The sequence below is a fragment of the Amycolatopsis sp. NPDC114478 genome, from assembly GCF_055633805.1.
This window is the reverse complement of record NZ_JBVKDO010000009.1, coordinates 174,145-191,347: the sequence shown is the minus strand read 5'-3', so window position 1 is coordinate 191,347 and position 17,203 is coordinate 174,145. Positions and strand designations below refer to the sequence as shown.

17 protein-coding genes and 1 pseudogene are annotated in these 17,203 nt (G+C 71.5%); 13 read left to right on the top strand and 5 right to left on the bottom strand.

Features of this window, described 5'->3' with window-relative positions; genetic code table 11:
• The first annotated feature begins 36 nt into the window (after positions 1 to 36).
• The 10 genes and pseudogenes from ACZ7OH_RS25415 to ACZ7OH_RS25370 all read left to right on the top strand — a co-directional run bounded on the left by ACZ7OH_RS25415 (position 37) and on the right by ACZ7OH_RS25370 (position 10,892).
• Positions 37 to 780 carry an alpha/beta fold hydrolase gene (locus ACZ7OH_RS25415; RefSeq protein ID WP_470283044.1) on the top strand — a complete coding sequence of 248 codons (744 nt, stop codon included), beginning with the start codon at positions 37 to 39 and terminating at the stop codon, positions 778 to 780.
• A complete protein-coding gene (locus ACZ7OH_RS25410; protein WP_470283043.1) occupies positions 777 to 2,366 on the top strand; it encodes an FAD-dependent monooxygenase in 1,590 nt (529 codons plus the stop codon). Before ACZ7OH_RS25415 ends, ACZ7OH_RS25410 begins: the two co-directional genes overlap by 4 nt.
• 19 nt (positions 2,367 to 2,385) lie before the next feature.
• Positions 2,386 to 4,488: a hydantoinase/oxoprolinase family protein gene (locus ACZ7OH_RS25405; RefSeq protein ID WP_470283042.1), complete on the top strand. Its 2,103-nt coding sequence runs from the start codon at positions 2,386 to 2,388 to the stop codon at positions 4,486 to 4,488.
• Positions 4,489 to 4,540: 52 nt separating this feature from the next.
• On the top strand, positions 4,541 to 6,793 hold the full coding sequence (locus tag ACZ7OH_RS25400) for a hydantoinase B/oxoprolinase family protein (RefSeq protein ID WP_470283041.1): 2,253 nt from the start codon (positions 4,541 to 4,543) through the stop codon (positions 6,791 to 6,793).
• Positions 6,794 to 6,937: 144 nt separating this feature from the next.
• The gene (locus tag ACZ7OH_RS25395) at positions 6,938 to 7,501 is read left to right on the top strand and encodes a hypothetical protein (RefSeq protein ID WP_439379643.1); all 564 of its coding nucleotides are present in this window, start codon (positions 6,938 to 6,940) and stop codon (positions 7,499 to 7,501) included.
• A gap of 1 nt (position 7,502) precedes the next feature.
• On the top strand, positions 7,503 to 8,918 hold the full coding sequence (locus tag ACZ7OH_RS25390) for a dihydrolipoyl dehydrogenase family protein (RefSeq protein WP_470283040.1): 1,416 nt from the start codon (positions 7,503 to 7,505) through the stop codon (positions 8,916 to 8,918).
• A gap of 74 nt (positions 8,919 to 8,992) precedes the next feature.
• Complete coding sequence (locus ACZ7OH_RS25385; protein ID WP_470283039.1) at positions 8,993 to 9,436, top strand: alpha/beta hydrolase; 444 nt, start codon at positions 8,993 to 8,995, stop codon at positions 9,434 to 9,436.
• An 11-nt stretch (positions 9,437 to 9,447) separates the two neighbouring features.
• Complete coding sequence (locus ACZ7OH_RS25380) at positions 9,448 to 9,777, top strand: alpha/beta fold hydrolase (protein WP_470283038.1); 330 nt, start codon at positions 9,448 to 9,450, stop codon at positions 9,775 to 9,777.
• Between the two features lie 322 nt (positions 9,778 to 10,099).
• Positions 10,100 to 10,159, top strand: a pseudogene (locus tag ACZ7OH_RS25375) (hypothetical protein); the annotation flags it as partial.
• Positions 10,160 to 10,208: 49 nt separating this feature from the next.
• Complete coding sequence (locus ACZ7OH_RS25370) at positions 10,209 to 10,892, top strand: M55 family metallopeptidase (RefSeq protein ID WP_470283037.1); 684 nt, start codon at positions 10,209 to 10,211, stop codon at positions 10,890 to 10,892.
• Positions 10,893 to 10,915: 23 nt separating this feature from the next.
• Here ACZ7OH_RS25370 and ACZ7OH_RS25365 read toward each other — a convergent pair whose 3' ends face one another.
• Entirely contained in the window at positions 10,916 to 11,767 is an 852-nt protein-coding gene (locus ACZ7OH_RS25365; protein ID WP_470283036.1) for an NmrA family NAD(P)-binding protein, read from the bottom strand.
• A 90-nt stretch (positions 11,768 to 11,857) separates the two neighbouring features.
• Here ACZ7OH_RS25365 and ACZ7OH_RS25360 point away from each other — a divergent pair, with 90 nt between their 5' ends.
• Positions 11,858 to 12,490 carry a TetR/AcrR family transcriptional regulator gene (locus ACZ7OH_RS25360; protein WP_470283035.1) on the top strand — a complete coding sequence of 211 codons (633 nt, stop codon included), beginning with the start codon at positions 11,858 to 11,860 and terminating at the stop codon, positions 12,488 to 12,490.
• Between the two features lie 98 nt (positions 12,491 to 12,588).
• The gene (locus ACZ7OH_RS25355) at positions 12,589 to 13,791 is read left to right on the top strand and encodes a serine/threonine-protein kinase (protein ID WP_470283034.1); all 1,203 of its coding nucleotides are present in this window, start codon (positions 12,589 to 12,591) and stop codon (positions 13,789 to 13,791) included.
• A gap of 164 nt (positions 13,792 to 13,955) precedes the next feature.
• Here ACZ7OH_RS25355 and ACZ7OH_RS25350 read toward each other — a convergent pair whose 3' ends face one another.
• A complete protein-coding gene (locus ACZ7OH_RS25350) occupies positions 13,956 to 14,885 on the bottom strand; it encodes an NADP-dependent oxidoreductase (RefSeq protein ID WP_470283033.1) in 930 nt (309 codons plus the stop codon).
• Positions 14,886 to 14,934: 49 nt separating this feature from the next.
• Between ACZ7OH_RS25350 and ACZ7OH_RS25345 the strand changes: the two genes are divergently transcribed.
• Positions 14,935 to 15,600: a TetR/AcrR family transcriptional regulator gene (locus ACZ7OH_RS25345; RefSeq protein WP_470283032.1), complete on the top strand. Its 666-nt coding sequence runs from the start codon at positions 14,935 to 14,937 to the stop codon at positions 15,598 to 15,600.
• Here ACZ7OH_RS25345 and ACZ7OH_RS25340 read toward each other — a convergent pair.
• From ACZ7OH_RS25340 to ACZ7OH_RS25330, 3 genes are read right to left on the bottom strand one after another with little or no spacing between them, the layout of a single operon-like run.
• The gene (locus tag ACZ7OH_RS25340) at positions 15,594 to 16,334 is read right to left on the bottom strand and encodes an SDR family NAD(P)-dependent oxidoreductase (protein ID WP_470283031.1); all 741 of its coding nucleotides are present in this window, start codon (positions 16,332 to 16,334) and stop codon (positions 15,594 to 15,596) included. The genes ACZ7OH_RS25345 and ACZ7OH_RS25340 overlap by 7 nt on opposite strands.
• 7 nt (positions 16,335 to 16,341) lie before the next feature.
• Positions 16,342 to 16,629 carry an antibiotic biosynthesis monooxygenase family protein gene (locus tag ACZ7OH_RS25335; RefSeq protein ID WP_470283030.1) on the bottom strand — a complete coding sequence of 96 codons (288 nt, stop codon included), beginning with the start codon at positions 16,627 to 16,629 and terminating at the stop codon, positions 16,342 to 16,344.
• A 1-nt stretch (position 16,630) separates the two neighbouring features.
• Positions 16,631 to 17,059: a DUF6640 family protein gene (locus ACZ7OH_RS25330; protein WP_470283029.1), complete on the bottom strand. Its 429-nt coding sequence runs from the start codon at positions 17,057 to 17,059 to the stop codon at positions 16,631 to 16,633.
• Between the last annotated feature and the right edge of the window lie 144 nt (positions 17,060 to 17,203).

Below are 17,203 nucleotides of genomic sequence, written 5' to 3'. Positions count from 1 at the left end.
CGCGAACCGACGTACGATCCACAAAGGAGGACGGACGTGCCTGCCCTGGTGCTGCTCCACGGCGGCGGGCCGGGTGTCGACGCCGCGAGCAACTGGGCGAGCGTGCGCGCCGGGTTCGACGGCGAGTTCCGCTGCCTGGCGCCCGATCTCCTCGGCTTCGGCACGCGGATCGCCGGGACGGGCGGGCTCAAGGGGCCGCTGGCCTGGGCGCTGGCCCGCGCCCGGCAGGTCCTGGACCTCCTCGACCACCACGGGCTGCGCCGGGTGCACCTCGTCGGCAACTCGGCCGCCGGGGGCGCCGCCGCGCTGGTGCTGCTGGCGGTGGCCCCCGGCCGGGTCGAGCGGGCGGTCGTCATGGGCGGCGCCGGAACCGGCCCGCTGCCCCCGGCCGTCCCCTTCTACGACGATCCGACCGCGAAGTCCATGCGGGCCACCCTCGGCCGGCTCGTCGCCGACGAGACCGTCCACAGTGGACTCCTCGACGAGCTCACCGAGCTTCGGCTGAGGCAAGCACTTCGTCCCGGCGCCGAGACGGCGTTCCGGTCGATGTTCGCCGACGTCGTGGGCGGGCCGCCGCCGATCGACCTCGCGAAGATCACCACCCCCGTGCTCGCTCTGCACGGGGAGCGCGACCGAGTGTCGCCGGTCGAGGTGTCCGAGCGCCTGGTCGCGTCCCTGCCCGATGGCCGCCTCGAGGTGGTGGCCGGGGCCGGGCACTGGATCCACGTCGACCGGCCGGACGAGTTCGTCAAGCGGGTAGGGGAGTTCCTGAGCACATGACCGAAATCCTGATCGTCGGCGCCGGTCCCGCCGGGCTGACCCTCGCCATCGACCTGGCCCGCCGCGGCGTCGCCTGCCACGTCGTGGAGGCGACGCGGGAACGGACCGTCAACCCCCGGTGCAACACGACGTCCGCGCGGTCGATGGAGATCTTCCGGCGGCTCGGGCTGGCCGAGGAGATCCGGCGGGCGGGCCTGCCCGAGGGCTACCCGACGTCCATTCAATACCGGACGACCCTGGCCGGCGACGAGATCTACCGGATCAATCTGCCGTCCGCGCACGACGTCCTGGCCGGCGTCGGCCAGGACGAGTGGCCCACCCCCGAGCCGCAGCACCGGATTTCGCAGCTGTACCTCGAACCCATCCTGGAGAAGCACGCGAGCAGGCTCCCCGGGCTGACCTTGGAGCGCGGCACCCGGCTCGTCGAGCTCCGGCAGCACGACGACCACGTCGAAGCGGTCCTGGAGACCGCCGGGGCCCGGCGCACGCAGCGCTACGCCTACGTGGTCGGCTGCGACGGCGCCCACAGCACCGTCCGCCGTCAGCTGGGCATCAGGTACGAGGGTGTCGACGCGATCCAGCAGTTCGTCTCCACGTTCGTCCGCTCACCCGAGCTGGGGCGGCTCGCCGCCCGCGACCGGGCCTGGACGTACTGGACCTACGGCCGCCGGATCGCCTCGCTGATCGCCATCGACGGCGACGAACTGTGGCTCAACCACGTCGCCTTCGCTCCCGGACACGACACCGAGGGCGAAGACCCGGAACAGCTGCTGCGGGAGTCGGTGGGCCGGGCGGTCGAGCACGAGGTGCTCGGCGTCGTGCGCTGGACCGGACGGCGGCTCGTCGCCCGGCGGTACCGCGCCGGGCGCGTCTTCCTGGCCGGCGACGCCGCCCACATCTGGATCCCGGTCGGCGGGTTCGGCATGAACGCCGGCATCCAGGACGCGGCGACCCTGGCGTGGATGCTCGCGGCCGTCCAGCACGGCTGGGCCCCGCCGGAGCTGCTGGACGCCTACGAGCTCGAACGCAAGCCGGTCGGGGAGCAGTTCGCCGCCGCGGTGGGTGCCCAGGCCCGCACGTCGTTCGCGGACGTCTCGCCGGACATCCACCTGGACGGTCCCGAGGGCGAGCGGGCGCGCGCGGAGTTCGCCTCGCGCCTGGCGACCACCGAGCCGCGGCGGTATTCCCCCGACGGCTTCAGCTTCGGCTACCACTACGCGGGCTCGCCGCTGGTGATCGGCGGCGAAGACCAGGCGGAGATCACCATGGGGGAGTACCAGGGGCGGGCGCAGCCGGGCTTCCGGCTGCCGCACGTCTGGCTCGACGACGGCCGCTCGGCGCTCGACGTCCTCGGCCCCGGCTTCACCCTGCTCCGGACGGACCCGCGCGTCGGGGTGACGCCGTGGACCCTCTCCGCCCGCGACCGCGGGATCCCGCTCACCGTCGTCGACCTGCCCGGCCGCTACCAAGCCGCATTGCTGCTCGTGCGCCCCGACCAGCACGTCGCCTGGATGGGCGGCGCGGAGGGCCGCTCCGAGCAGCTCCTGCACACCGTCACCGGCCGCGTCCCCGCCCACCAGCGCTGAGAACCAGGAGAGAAACGCCATGCCATACGCACTGGGCATCGACGTCGGCGGCACGTTCACCGACGCGGTCGCCTCCGACGGCGCCGGCCGGATCGTGTCGGCCAAGACGCCGACGACCCCGCCGAACCGCGAGGCCGGCGTCATGCGCGCGATCGAAGACCTCGCCGGCGAGCTCGGCATCGGCGTCGGCGAGCTGCTCTCGCAGACCGACTACATCGCCCACGGCACCACCGCGTCGATCAACGCCCTGGTCCAGGGCGAGGTGGCCGATGTCGGGCTGATCGCCACCAAGGGCCACCGGGACGCCATCTACATCATGAACGCCGAGGGCCGCACCCTCGGCCGGTCGGCCCACGAAATCCAGGACACGCTCCGGCAGCGCAAGCCCGCGCCGCTGATCCCGAAGTACCGGGCCTTGGAGGTCACCGAGCGGATCGACCACGCCGGGAAGGTCCTGGTGCCACTGGACGAGGACGAGGTCCGCCGCGTCGCACAGTCCCTTGTGGACGAAGGGGTCGAGGCGATCGCTGTCTGTCTACTGTGGTCGTTCAAGAACGCCGGCCACGAGCAGCGCGTCCGCGAGCTGATCCACGAGATCGCGCCGGACATGTACGTGACACTCTCCTCGGAGGTCAGCCCCCGCATCCGCGAGTTCGCGCGGGCCTCCACGACGATCATGAACGCCCAGGTGGGCCCGAGACTGCGCACTTACCTCCTGCCGCTGCAGCAGCACCTCGAGGAAGGCGGCCTCAAGGGGCCCCTGCTGGTCATGCAGAGCGAAGGCGGCACCATCACCGCCGACCGGGCGCCGGAGCACGCCATCACGACGGTGGGGTCCGTGCTGTCCGGCGGCGTCATCGGCGGGATGCGGCTGGCCGGGCAGCTGGGCCACCGCAACGTCATCACCACCGACGTCGGCGGCACGACGTTCCTCGCCGGGCTGATCGTCGACGGCGAGCCGGTCATGGCGCCGGGGTCCATCGTGAACCAGTTCCCGATCAACGCGGCGACGATCCGCGTGCACACCATCGGCTCGGGCGGTGGGGCGCTCGCGTCGGTGGACGCCGGCGGGAACCTGCGGCTCGGCCCGCAGAGCGCCGAAGCCGTCCCCGGTCCGGCCTGCTACGGCAACGGCGGCACCCGGCCCACCAACACCGACGCCAACCTGGTGCTCGGCATCCTGAGCGAGCGCGGGCTCCTCGGCGGCCGCAAGCCGCTCCGGATGGACCTGGCCCGGGAGGCGATCCGCGAGCACGTGGCCGAACCGCTCGGGCTCACCGTCGAGGAAGCCGCCATCGCCATCCACGAGGTGCAGAACGCGCAGGCGGGCGACCTCCTGCGCCGGGCCGTCGTGCAGGCCGGTTACGACCCGCGTGACTTCGTCGTCTACGCCTTCGGCGGCGCCGGGCCCGCCCACTGCGCCGGCTACTGCCAGGACCTGGGTGTCAGCGAGGTCGTCGTGCCGCTCGGTCCCGTGGCGTCGGCGTTTTCGGCCTTCGGGCTGGCGGCCTCGGACGTGGCGCTGAGCGCCGAGCTGTCCGATCCGTCGTCCTTCCCGGTCGACCACTCGGTGCTCGAGTCCCACTTCGCCCGGCTGGAAGCCGACCTGCAGCGCGCTCTCGACCGGCAAAAGGTGAAGTTTCACGACGTGTCACTGCACCGCGAGATCGACCTGCGGTACTCGATGCAGGTCACCGAACTGGCGACAGCCGTTCCGGACGCGAAGTTCACCGATCGCACTGGCGACGAGATCCTCGAGCGCTTCGAGCAGCAGTACGAGCGCATCAACGGCAGCGGCGCCGGGTACCGCGAAGCGGGCGTGCAGGCGATCACCTACCGCGTCCGAGCGAAGGCCGGGCTCGGCTTCCCGGTCGCGCTGCCGGAAGTCCCGGACGCCGACGGCCCGGACCCGCGGGAAGCGCTGCTCGGGGAACGGTCCGTCTGCCTCGACTCGCAGCTCGGCTTCGCGCCGACCCCCGTCTACGACTACGCACGGCTGCGCGCGGGACACGAGCTCGTCGGCCCGGCGATCGTCGACGTCCCGACCACCGTGGTCGTGGTTCCAGCCGGGGTCACCGGCCGCGTCGACCACCTCGGCAACCTCGTGCTGCGCTACCAGTGAGGACACCATGACTTCTCGAATCCCGGGAGCGGACGGGTTCACCAGCCGCCCCATGTCCCGTGAAGAGCTGTTGCGGCGGATCCCGCCTTCCTTGCCGCTGCACCAGGTCGGTGACACCGAGGTCGACGCCCTGACCTACGAGGTCGTCCGGCACCGGCTCTGGGCGATCACCCAGGAGATGGGGGAGACGCTGCGGCGGATGTCGGGCTCGCACGTCGTCACCGAGTCCAACGACTTCAACTTCTCCATCTGCGACGAGCTCGGCGAGCAGGTTCAGGTCGGCACCTACAACATCGGCCTGATCGGCTCGATGGACCTGGCCATCACCTGGACCCTGCGCAACCGCAGCGACAACCCGGGCATCGCCGAGGGCGACATGTTCCTGTGCAACGACCCGTGGATCGGCGGCGGGCTGCACCAGAACGACGCCGCGATCCTGGCGCCGATCTTCCACGACGGCAAGCTGTTCGGCTGGACGACGGCCATCGCCCACCAGGTCGACCTGGGCGGGCCACGGCCGGGGTCCTTCAGCCCGTCCGCGCAGGACGTCTTCGGCGAGGCCGTCCCGACGCCGCCGATGAAGGTCGTCCGCGGCGGGGTGCTGCAGCGCGACGTCGCCGACGCCTGGGTCCGCCGGTCCCGGCTCCCGCACCTGGTCGGCCTCGACCTGCGCGCCAAGATCGCCGCCAACAAGAACGCGGCCGAGCAGATCCTCCGCCTCATCACCAAGTACGGCGCCGACACCGTCAAGGCCGTGATGCACCGGATGATGGACGACGCCGAGCGCCGGCTGCGGGCCAAGCTCGCGACGCTGCCCGACGGGACGTGGTCCGCGGTCGGCTACCAGGAGCAGTCGCAGACGGGTGACCGCGGCCTGCACGCGATCAAGGTCGCGATGACCAAGGAAGCCGACCGGCTCGTCTTCGACTTCCGCGGCACCGCCGGGCAGACCGGCATCATCAACTGCCCCTACCCGGGGCTGCGGGCCGGGATCGTCTTCACGATGCTGCCGCTGCTGGCCGGCGACATCCCGTGGGCGGCCGGCGGGCTGATGCGCTGCTTCGAGATCATCACCGACGAGGACACCATCACCAACGCGTCGTTCCCCGCCGCGGTCGGGAAGGGACCGTTCGGGCCGGCGTGGGGATCGGGCAACCTGGTCGCCGAGGTGCTCGCCAAGATGCTGGACGCCGAACCCGACCACCGCGCCGACGTGCAGTCGATCTGCAACGGCACCACCGACCTCTGCGTGGTGTCCGGTGTGGACGTTCGCGGCGGGGGCGGCAAAGGCTTCGTCTCGCCCATTTTCGACGTCATGGCCGGCGGCTACGGAGCCCAGGTGTACCACGACGGCGTCGACACCGGCGGCCGGCTCATCATCCCTTCCGCGCGGGCACCGGACGTCGAGATTACCGAGTACCTCTACCCGCTGGTCGCCCTGTGGCGCCGTGAGCAGATCGACTCCGGCGGGCCGGGCCGGCAGCGGGGCGGGATGAGCGGCTCGGTCTGCTACGTCCAGCACCCCGACCAGCACGGCACGTTGTCCCTGGTCGTGTCCGGCGCCGGCAAGGTCGCGAACCAGAACGTCGGCCTGGCCGGCGGCTACCCGGGCAACTCCCAGCTCGACCTGGTCGTGCGCGGAGTCCGCGAACCCCAGCTCGCCCAGGCGGTCACCATCCCCGGCCACCTGGGCGAGCTGGGCGGGGAGATCGAGGTGCTGCCGTGCGAAGGCGAGTCGCACCTCGGCCCCGATGACGCGCTCTACCTGCACTGGCAGGCCGGCGGCGGGTACGGCGACCCGCTGCTGCGGTCGCCGGAAAGCGTGCGCGAGGACGTGCGGCAGGTCCGGGTGTCGGCGGACGCCGCGCGGGACGTCTACGGCGTCGTCATCCGGAGCGGCGAAGTAGACGGTTCCGCGACCGGCGAGCTGCGCGAAAAGCTGCGGCGCCGGCGGGCATCCGCGGCCGGGCTGACCGGTCTCACGCCGATCACCACGCCGGAGCTGGGCGAAGCGCGGCGGCTCGACGACAACCTCGTCGTCCTGGACAGCGGAACCGTCGCCTGCGTCCACTGTGGAACGGAGATCGGGCCCCTCGAAGGGGGTGCGTTCATCGGGGCACTGGTCCGCCGGGACGCGGCGCCGACCGAGGCGGGCCCGCACATCTGGCACGACCCGCTGGAGTACGTCGACGCGGAAGTCGTCTTCCGGCAGCTGTGCTGCCCCGGTTGCCTGACGGCCGCGCATTCCCGCGTGGTGCCGGTGGACCATCCGCTCCCGGTCGACGAGTACCGGCGCTGGGCGTGAGCCCGCTCGTGGTCCGCTCCTTTCCCGCTCGTAAGAAGTAGGAAAGAACGTTCTGTCTTGACATTGCGCAGCGCGCCCACCATGCTGAGTTGAGATAGAACGTTCGGTCTTGTCGGGGAGGTTCCCCGCGGTCTTGAGAGGATCATGGTGACTACTGTCGACTCGCCCGCCGTAGGTGGGTTCGCTCCGGCTCTGCGCCGGTTGTACTTCGTGCGGTTCGCGTTCGCCATCGTGTGGGCGGTCCTGATTTTCCTGACGACCAAGTCGGGTCTGGGGGCGGTCGGCATCGTCCTGGCCGTCCTGTACCCGCTGTTCGACGTGGGTTCGGCCATTGTGGACGCTCGCTCGTCGAAGGGCGGCGGGTCGGTGACCGCGTTGTACGTGAACATGGCGATCAGCCTGCTCGCGGCCATCGGGATCGGCGTCGCGTCCGCGTCCGGCGTGGCGGGCGTGCTGCGGGTGTGGGGCGCCTGGGCCATCGTGGCCGGGGTGGTCCAGCTGATCGTCGGGGTCCGCCGCCGCAAGATGGGCGGCCAGTGGCCGATGATGCTCAGTGGTGGCATCTCCGTGCTGGCCGGCGCCAACTTCGTCATCGGCGCCTCCGCGGCCAACCCGTCGCTGGCCAACGTGGCCGGTTACGCGGTCCTCGGCGGCATCTTCTTCCTCGTCTCGGCGATCCGGCTCGGCCGCGCCGCCAAGGGGAACTGACATGACCACGTACGACGTCGTCGTCATCGGCGCCGGCCCGGTCGGGGAGAACGCGGCCGACCGGATCGTCCAGGGTGGCCTGACCGCCGCGATCGTCGAGCGGGAACTGGTCGGCGGCGAGTGCTCCTACTGGGCGTGCATGCCGACCAAGGCGTTGCTGCGCAGTGGGGCAGCCCTCCGCGCGGCCCGGCAGGTGCCCGGCGCATGGGAAGCCGTGACCGGTGAGCTCGACGTGGCGGCCGTGCTCCGCCGACGCGACTCCTTCGCCTCGAACTGGAACGACGAGGGCCAGGTGTCCTGGCTCGAGTCGGCCGGCATCCCGCTGTACCGCGGCCATGGCCGGATCGCCGGAGCCCGGGTCGTCGAGGTGACCGCCGCCGACGGCACCACCACGACGCTGACCGCGCGGCACGCGGTGATCGTCGCGACCGGCAGCAGCGCGCTCGTCCCGGACATCGAGGGCCTCCGCGCGGCCAAGCCGTGGACCAGCCGGGAAACCGTGGCGGCCAAGGAGGTTCCCGCCCGGCTCGCCGTCATCGGCGGCGGGGTGGTGGCGTCGGAAATGGCGACCGCGTTCAGCGAGCTGGGGTCGTCGGTGACGATGCTGGCCCGCGACGGCGTGCTGCACCTCAACGAGCCGTTCGTCGGCGAACGCGTCGCGGAGTCGTTGCGGGAGAGGGGGGTTTCGGTCCGCATCGGCGCCGAGGCCGGGTCCGTCAAGCGGAACGAAGACGGCACGGTGTCGATCACGCTCACCGACGGCGAGCAGCTCGACGCCGACGAACTGCTCGTCGCGATCGGCCGCACACCGAACACCCAGGACATCGGGCTGGAGAACGTCGGCCTGAAGCCGGGCGCCTGGCTCACGGTCGACAGCACGATGCGGGTACTCGAAACAGACGGCTGGCTCTACGCCGCCGGTGATGTGAACCGGCGTGTTCTGCTGACACACCAAGGCAAGTACCAGGCTCGCGCCGTCGGCGACACCATCGTGGCCCGCGCGAAGGACGAACCCCTGGACGACGGCGACTGGGGTCGGCACGCGGCGACCGCCGACGAGCGCGCGGTGCCGCAGGTGGTCTTCACCGACCCGGAAATCGCGTCGGTCGGTCTCACCGCGGCCAACGCCGAAGCCGCCGGGCTGCGGATCCGCGTCGTCGACTACGACCTGGCCGCCACCGCCGGCTCCGCCGTGCAGGCCGAGGGCTACCGGGGACACGCCCGGATGGTCGTCGACGAAGACCGCAAGGTGATCGTCGGCTTCACGCTCGTCGGCCCGGACGTCGCGGAGATGCTGCACGCGGCGACGATCGCCGTGGTCGGCGAAGTCCCGCTGGACCGGCTCTGGCACGCGGTCCCGGCGTTCCCGACCGTCAGTGAGGTCTGGCTGCGGCTGCTCGAAGCCTACGGCCGCTGATCCGCCCGTTGCCCCGGCCCCGCCGCGATCCGGCGGGGCGGGGTGCCTACTTTCCCCGGAAGGGTTTTCCTGTCATGCGTTTCCGCATTCCTCGCGTCGCCGTCACCGGTGTCGCGGTTCTCGCCCTGCTCGCCACCGCCGCGCCGGTCACGGCCTCGGCGACCGGCACTCCGGACAGCACTCCCAAACCGACCATCGTGCTCGTCCACGGAGCCTGGGCCGACTCCTCGAGCTGGAACCCCGTCATCGAACGGCTGCGCCGCGACGGCTACTCCGTCCGCGCCATCGCCGATCCGTTGCAGGGACTGACGAGTGACACCGCCTACGTCACCAGCTATCTGTCCACTATCGACGGTCCGAAGGTGCTCGTCGGTCATTCCTACGGCGGCGCGGTCATCACCAACGCCGCCACCGCCGTGCCCGACGTCAAAGCCCTTGTGTACGTCGCCGGTTCATCCCGGTCAAGGGCGAGACCATCGGTGACCTCGCCGCGAAGTCGGCGACGCCGCTGCCGCTGATCACCACCCCGGTGCCCGGCGGCGTGGAGGTCACCATCGACCCGGCGCAGTTCCGGACGGCGTTCGCCGGCGACCTCGACCGGACCCTCGCGGCCGACCTCGCCACCACCCAGCGGCCCGCGAACACCCGGGCCGTCACCGACGCCAGCGTCACCGAGGGCTTCCGGACGATCCCGTCGTGGGCCCTGCTCACCCGCCAGGACCACGCCATCAGCCCGGATCTCCAGCGTTTCATGGACACGCGCGCGGGTGCCCGGATCACCGAGGTGGACGCCTCCCACGCGGTCATGCTCAGCCGTCCGGACGTCGTCACGAAGCTCGTCGAGCAAGCCGCGCGATGACCGCCGCGACCACCGCACGCGCCGATCCCGTCCCGATGACCCACCAGCAGGTCCTGCAGGCGCTTTCCGGGCTGTACCTGGGGATCTTCGTGGCGATCCTGTCGTCGACGGTCGTGACCAACGCCTTGCCCACGATCGTCGCCGACCTGCTACACGGCGCACTACGGCCGCGGCCCGGACCCGGCCGTCGACGACCCGATCCGGCTGGCCCGCTGGGGGTTCGGGCACAAGGGGGCCCGCACGCTCTGAGTCGTATCGTCAATCCACATCAGGCGATCGACGGGAAGGTGGGGTCAAGGTGCGGGTACTCGTGTCGGTCGACATGGAGGGCGTTGCCGGAGTGGTCGACAGCGATGACATCCGCCCCGGTCACGGCGAGTACGAGCGCAACCGCGCACTGCTGACCGCGGAGGCCAATGCCGCGGTGCGGGGTGCACGCGTATGCGGCGGACGCGCAGGTGCTGGTCGCCGACGCGCACGCGCGGTTCCGGAACCTGGTGCCCGAACTGCTGGACCCGCGGGCCGAACTGGTGCGGGGGACACCGAGGCCGCACGGGATGATGGCCGGGCTCGCCGCCGACGTCGACGCGGTGCTGTACATCGGCTACCACGGCAAGGCGGGTACGGCCCGTTCGGTGCTGGCCCACACGATTTCCGGCGCGCTCATCGCCGACGTGCGGTGCAACGGTTCGTCCCTCGGCGAACTCGGCCTCAACGCCGCGCTGGCCGCCCACTTCGACGTGCCTTCGGTTCTGGTCAGCGGCGACGACACCGTGGCCGCCGAGGCGGCCGAGGTGGCCCCGGGCATGCGCTGTGTGGTGGTCAAACGGGCGCTCGGCGCTCGTGCGGCCAGGACGGTGCACCCCGACGAGGCGTGCCGCCGGATCGAGCTCGAGGTGCCGCGAGCGCTGGACGAGCGGGCCGCGGTGCGCACCCGCCGGTTCGACGGCCCGGTGCGGCTGGAGGTCCGGCTGCAGCGGCCGCACATGGTCGAACACGCCTTGCTGGTGCCCGGGATGGAACGCACGGACGGATGCACCTTGCGCTACGAGGCGCCCGACTTCCCGACCGCGTACGACGTCCTCGAACTCATCGCGGTGCTCGGCGCCGTCTGATCGGCTGCTCGGTACGCGCAGGCTCAGGCGAAGGCCGCGGCGTGCTCGGCGAGGAAGGCGTGGAGACCGCGCGGCGCGGTGCCGGCGAGGGTCGCCACTTCGCCGGTCAGCCAGGCCGCGTCGCCCTCGGCGATCAGCCCGAACGCCTGGGCGTTCGAGGTCGCCACCGCTTCGGGAACCCCGGCCCCGATCATCACGGCTCGATGCTCGTCCGGGCTGATCCGGCGGTACTCGACGTCGAGTCCCAGCGTGGCGGACAGTTCTTTCGCGATGTCGGCGTAGGTGATCAAGTCCGGGCCGGTCAACCGGTACGTGCGGCCCACGTGGGCCGCCGGTGCGAGGGCGATCCGGGTCGCGACGGCCGCGACGTCCCTGGCGTCGATCATCCCGACCCGGCCGTCGCCGGCCGACATCGTGAAGCCCCGCGTCTGCCGGACCGCCGGCGCCAGGGCGAGCAGGTTCTGCAGGTAGGCGTTGGACCGCAGCAAGGTGTGGGGGAGGCCGGTGGCGGCCAGGTGCGCCTCGATCCGGGCCTGTCCGCGTCGCCGGTCCACGGGGGAATCGGCCGACGCCTTGCTGGTGATCTTGACGACGTGGGTCACGCCGTTCCGGACGGCGCTGTCGATGACCGCGATTTCCTGGGCGGGCACGGCCGGGCTCACCAGGATGACGGTGTCGACGCCGGCCAGGGCCGCGTCCAGCGTGCCCGGGTGGTCGAAATCGCCGGTGACGATCTCGATCTCCTCGGCGAGGGCGGCGCGGTGCGCCACGCGGGACGGGTCGCGGACCAAAGCCCGTGCGGGTTGGTGCTGCGCGGACAGCAGCCGAACGGCTTCGGAGCCGACCGTGCCGGTCGCGCCGGTGACCAGAATCATCGTGTTCCCTTCGGTCCCTCACAGAATGGATCGTGCTATCCAATCTAGGCGCGCTAGGATTGGATAGTCAAATCCAGTTTTGGAGGTCCGATGCCCGCTCGCGCGGTGCCGCAGGAGGCGCCCAGCACACCGAAGGGGCGCGCGACGCGCGAGCGGATCGTCGCGGCCGCGGCCGACCTGATGTACCGCCACGGCGTGGCGGGCACCAGCACCCCGGCGGTGCGCGATGCCGCCGGCGTCAGCTCGTCGCAGATCTACCACTACTTCGCCGACAAGGACGACCTCACGCGAGCGGTCATCGCGTTCCAGTCCGAGGCGATCCTGTCCCACCAGGCACCGCTGCTGGCCAAGCTCGACAGCGTCGCCGCCCTGCGCTCGTGGCGCGACGTGGTCGTCGACGCCGCCCGCCGGCAGCACGGCACCGGTGGATGCCCGCTGGGCAGCCTGTCCAGCGAGCTGTCCGACGATCACCGGTGGGCGCGCGACGCCTTGGCCGGCAGCTTCACCGCCTGGTCCGAAGCCATTCGCGCCGGTCTGGCCGCCATGATCGACAGCGGCGCCCTGCGGCCGCAGACCGACGCCACCACGCTGTCGCTCGCGCTGCTGGCCGCGGTTCAGGGCGGCCTCGTCCTCGCGCAGGCCCAGCACACCACCGACGCCCTCGAAGCCGCCCTGGACACCGTGATCGCCCACATCGACGACCACGCCGAACCGACGGCCTGAACGTACGGCCTCGACGGGTTCGGGCGGGCGATCCGTGTTTGCGCGGGCCGGTGGTGCGGGTACCGGTAAGGACCACGAGCCGGATGAGGTGCCTGCCGATGACGAACGAGCTGCCGGATCTGCTCGCCGGACGCTACGAACTCGGGTCGCTGATCGGCAAGGGTGCCACCGCGCAGGTCTACCGCGCCCTCGATCGGGAGCTGGGGCGTGAGGTCGCCGTCAAGGTCTACGACCGCCACGCGGTGGCGGTGGAGGAGCTGCGCCGGGCGCGGGAAAAGACCTTGCTGGCGAGCATCGACCACCCGCGGGTGGTCGCCCTCTACGACAGCGGCACCGAGGGCGACCGGCCGTACCTGGTGATGCGGCTGGTCGACGGGGAAAACCTCGCCGAGCGCTTGCTCGCCGGGCCGTTCACCGCCGACGAGGTCGGCGAGCTGGGCGTCCGGCTGGCGCACGCGCTGGCCCACGTCCACGCGCGGGGCATCGTGCACCGCGACCTCAAGCCCGCGAACGTCCTGCTCGGCGCGGACGGCCCGCTGATCACCGACTTCGGCATCGCGCACGCGCTGGACTCCACGCGCATCACCGGTACCGGACTGGTCACCGGCACGGCCGCGTACCTGGCGCCGGAGCAGATCCTGGGGGAGCCGGCCGGTCCGCCCGCCGACGTCTACGCCCTCGGGCTGATCCTGCTGGAGTGCCTGACCGCGCAGCGCGAGTTCCCCGGCACGCTGGCGGAGTCGGCGATGGCCCGGTTGCACCGCGCGCCGCGGATTCCCGAGGGGACACCCGGCCCGCTGGCGCACGCGCTGAGCCGGATGACCGCCCGGGAACCCGCGGACCGGCCGAGCGCCGAGCAGCTGCCGCACCTGCTGCAGGAGCCCTCCGCGACGGTGACCGCGGTCCCGTTCGCCGTCCCGGTCCGGCGACGGCGAACGGCCGTGGCCGCGGGCGGGGTCCTGGTGACCGCGGCGGCCGGTTTGCTCGTGGTGCTCCTCGCGACGCCCGCCGATTCCGGGAACTCTCCGGCGCGGCCGCCCCAAGCGGCCCCGGCCACCAGTTCGGCCGTGGCGCCTTCTCAGGTCACCTTGCCGCCGGCGTCGGCCGTCGTGGTGGTCTCGCCGCAAACCGCGAAGCCGGTGACAGTGGGCGTGGTCGCCGCCATACCCCCGAAGGCCGGCCCGCGGAAGCCGGACGACGGTCCGGTGAAGCCGGACGGCGAGGCCAAGCCGGACGGCGATCAGCACCACGATGGGGAAAAAGCCGTGGGCCCGGGCGGAAAACCGAAACCGCGCCACTGACCGAGACGGTGCGATAGTTCCGATCTACGTTCAGAGGACGGGAAAGCCGGGTATCCGCAGCCAGTCCCGTCCGTGCTTGGCGGGGCTTCGGCGACGGCGTCGGTTCAGCAGCGAGCCCGGCGTCGTCGCCCCATCGCCGAACCTGTACGGCGGAGAAGCGCGTTTTAGTGCTGCAGCACGATTTTCCCGCGTGCGTGGCGGCTTTCGCTGAGTTCGTGCGCGGCGGCGACTTCGCCGAGCGGGAACGTCGCGGCGACCGGAATCCGCAACCGCCCTTCGGCGGCCAGCGCGACCGCGGCCGAAAGAGCGTGCAGCGCCAAGGGATCCGCACCCGAGCCGGCCGGCGACCCGTGCGACATGTGCACCCCGTGCTCCGCCGCCGCGAAGTCGGCGATGGTCACCACGTGCGCCGGGTCGCCGGTCAGCGCGACGAGGTCCGGCAACGCGCCGCCCGCGCAGTCGAACACCGCGTCCACTCCGGACGGTGCCAAGGCGCGGACCCGCTCGACCAGCCCCGGGCCGTACGTCGTCGGCTCCGCGCCCAGCGAACGAAGGAAACCGTGGTTTCGCGGGCTCGCCGTGCCGATCACCCGCGCGCCGCGGGCGGTGGCGAACTGGACCGCGACCGTGCCCGTACCGCCCGCCGCGCCGTGCACCAGCACCGTCTGCCCGGCGCGGACCGCGAGGCGGTCGAGCACCCGGGTGGCCGTCTCGGCCGCGCCCGCCGCGCCGCCCGCTTCCGCCCAGCTCCACTCCGCCGGCTTCGGCGCCCACGCCGCCAGCACCGCGAAGTCGGCGTTCGCCCCGCGCGTGGCTGCGGGGGCCATGCCGAACACCGGGTCGCCGATCCGCACATCCGTGACGCCGGAGCCGACCTCGTCGACCACGCCCGCCGCGTCGAAGCCGGTGCGGAACGGGAACTTCACCGGCACGACGTCCCGCAGCTCTCCGGAACGGAGCCGGATCTCGCCGGGTGAGATCGCGGAAGTCCGTACGGCGACGCGGATTTCACCCGGGCCGGCGTGCGGCGCCGGCACGTCGGCGACCTCCACCACGCTCGGCGGCCCGTAGGAGGAAAACTGGACAGCTCTCATACGGGCGAATGTAACGGAGCACCCCGTCCGGTTGGCTAAAGTGAGAGCGGTGACGGCCGAAGTGAGAGCGCCCCTCCGTTCCGACGCCCGCGACAACCGCGGGCGCATCCTCGTGGTCGCCCGCGCGGCCTTCGCCGCCGAAGGCCTGGACGTGCCGATCCGCGAGATCGCCCGGCGCGCCGGCGTCGGTGTCGCGACCGTCTACCGGCACTTCCGGACCAAGGAAGCCCTGCTGGCCGAGGCCTTCGCCGAGCAGCTGGCCTCGTGCCGGGCCGTCGTCGAGGAAGGCCTCGCGGCCGACGATCCGTGGCGCGGGTTCTGCCTGGTCATCGAGCGGCTCATGGAAGTTCACGCCCTCGACCGCGGCTTCGCCCGCGCGTTCACCTCGCAGGTGCCCGGCATCGCCCACTTCGCCGCGGACCGCGACCGGACGCTGCGGCTGCTGCTCCGGTTGGTGCGGCTCGCGAAGGAAGCGGGCGAGCTGCGGGACGACTTCGTGCTGGAAGACATCAGCCTCGCGCTGATGGCGAACGAAGGCATCCGCGCCGAATCGCCCGAGCTGCGGGTGGCGGCCTCCCGCCGGTTCGCGGCCCTGATGCTCCAGTCGTTCCGGGCGGACCCCGTCCGGACGCCGTTGCCGCCCGCCGTCCGGTTGCCGCTGTCCCGGGCCGAGCTTGGCAGGGCCCGGAGCAGCGGCACCGGACCGGTTCAATAGTTGGCCCGTCCCCCTGAGGCGTCGAAGACCGCACCGGTCGTGAAACTGCACGCCTCGCTCACCATGAAACAGATGACGTCGGCGATCTCCCGCGCGGCCGCGATGCGTCCCATCGGCACCATGCGCTTCATCATCTCGATCGCCTCGGCCGGCACGTCGTTCACCATGGCCGTCTCGGTGGGGCCCGGCGTGATGGTGTTGACGGTCACGCCGGACGGGGCGAGCTCCTTGCCGAGTGTCTTCGTCAGACTGATGACACCGGCTTTCGAAGCGCCGTAGGCGGCTCCTCCGGGAACACCCTCCTTGCCGGCGATCGACGCAACCGTGGCGATGCGCCCGTAGCCGCGCTCACGCATGGCCGGCACGACGGCCGTGCAGCACAGGAACGTCCCGTCCAGGTTCACGGCGTTGATGCGGCGCCAGTCCTCGTAGGACAGCTGACCGACCGGCCGCATGGGCCCGATGATGCCTGCGGAAGTCACCAGGACGTCGACCGGGCCCAGTTCCTCGACGGTCGCCGCGTGTGCTTCGCCGACACCGGAAGCATCGGTCACGTCGACCGCGTGCACGTAAGCGGCGCCGCTGTGGTCCCGGGCGTCCTTCAGCTTGCCGGCGTCGAGATCCCACAGCGCGACACGGCCTCCCTCGGCCGCGATCTGCTTCGCGACGGCGAGGCCTATCCCCGAAGCGCCGCCCGTGACGACGGCGACGCGGTTTGCGAATCGATCGGTCATGGTCATCTCAGGCGACGACGTGGGTGTGCTGGACGGCGGCGGGCCCGGCGGGGTACGGGCTGATCGCCTTGCGCCATTGGGCGTACTGCTCGGTTTCGCGGTAACGCTCGTGGGCCGCGAGGTCGGTCCATTCCACGAGCAGCACGAAGTTCGTCGGGGTCTCGACCCCCTGGGTGAGGCGGACCGAAAGCACTCCCTCGGTGGCCTCGAACCCCTCGCTGGCGGCGATGTGCGCATCCGTGAATTCCTTCTCGGTGCCCGGCTTCACGGTGATCTGGGCGATTTCGATGATCATTTCAGTACTCTCCATTGTGGTTGGTGCGGCGGCGTTCCAGCAGGTAGCCGGCGAGGACGAACCCGAGGCTGGGCAGGGTGGTCATGAGCTGCGGCCAGGTGTTTTTCCCGGGCGGGTCGACGCTGGAGACTCCCGGGTAGAGCGCGACGGACAGCTGGGTGAGGCCGTACATGCTCGCGATGACGGCGGCCGCGTCCAGCGACGCGCGTGTCTGGTTCGGTTTCCACAGGTAGTGGAGGACCGCCGCGCCCAGCGCGACGCCCATGCTCATGGTCTGCGCGTTGTGGAACTTCGCGTGCGGTGGCCAGGAAGGATTGTAGATGTGCGTCTCGTTCCAGTCGGCCACATAAACGCCGACCGCGGTTCCCGCCGCGGAAATCGAGATGAGCACCTTCCCCCACGGGAACTTCCTGCGGTTGCGATCTGACACCTTGGTCCCCTTCGAATGTGCGGTCGGACCCGTGAATATCGGTGGTCTCGAAGGACCGGGTGACCCGGAACCTCCGAGGAGAAGAGCGCGACTGCCATATCCGTGATGTCGCGCCGTGACATCATGCTAGTGATGTCACGGCGC

Coding starts and splice junctions, on each gene's coding strand:
- ACZ7OH_RS25335 (WP_470283030.1), bottom strand. CDS start 16,629: ATGATCATCGAAATCGCCCAGATCACCGTGAAGCCGGGCACCGAGAAG.
- ACZ7OH_RS25365 (WP_470283036.1), bottom strand. CDS start 11,767: ATGATTCTGGTCACCGGCGCGACCGGCACGGTCGGCTCCGAAGCCGTT.
- ACZ7OH_RS25355 (WP_470283034.1), top strand. CDS start 12,589: ATGACGAACGAGCTGCCGGATCTGCTCGCCGGACGCTACGAACTCGGG.
- ACZ7OH_RS25390 (WP_470283040.1), top strand. CDS start 7,503: ATGACCACGTACGACGTCGTCGTCATCGGCGCCGGCCCGGTCGGGGAG.
- ACZ7OH_RS25350 (WP_470283033.1), bottom strand. CDS start 14,885: ATGAGAGCTGTCCAGTTTTCCTCCTACGGGCCGCCGAGCGTGGTGGAG.
- ACZ7OH_RS25410 (WP_470283043.1), top strand. CDS start 777: ATGACCGAAATCCTGATCGTCGGCGCCGGTCCCGCCGGGCTGACCCTC.
- ACZ7OH_RS25395 (WP_439379643.1), top strand. CDS start 6,938: ATGGTGACTACTGTCGACTCGCCCGCCGTAGGTGGGTTCGCTCCGGCT.
- ACZ7OH_RS25340 (WP_470283031.1), bottom strand. CDS start 16,334: ATGACCGATCGATTCGCAAACCGCGTCGCCGTCGTCACGGGCGGCGCT.
- ACZ7OH_RS25405 (WP_470283042.1), top strand. CDS start 2,386: ATGCCATACGCACTGGGCATCGACGTCGGCGGCACGTTCACCGACGCG.
- ACZ7OH_RS25400 (WP_470283041.1), top strand. CDS start 4,541: ATGTCCCGTGAAGAGCTGTTGCGGCGGATCCCGCCTTCCTTGCCGCTG.
- ACZ7OH_RS25360 (WP_470283035.1), top strand. CDS start 11,858: ATGCCCGCTCGCGCGGTGCCGCAGGAGGCGCCCAGCACACCGAAGGGG.
- ACZ7OH_RS25385 (WP_470283039.1), top strand. CDS start 8,993: ATGCGTTTCCGCATTCCTCGCGTCGCCGTCACCGGTGTCGCGGTTCTC.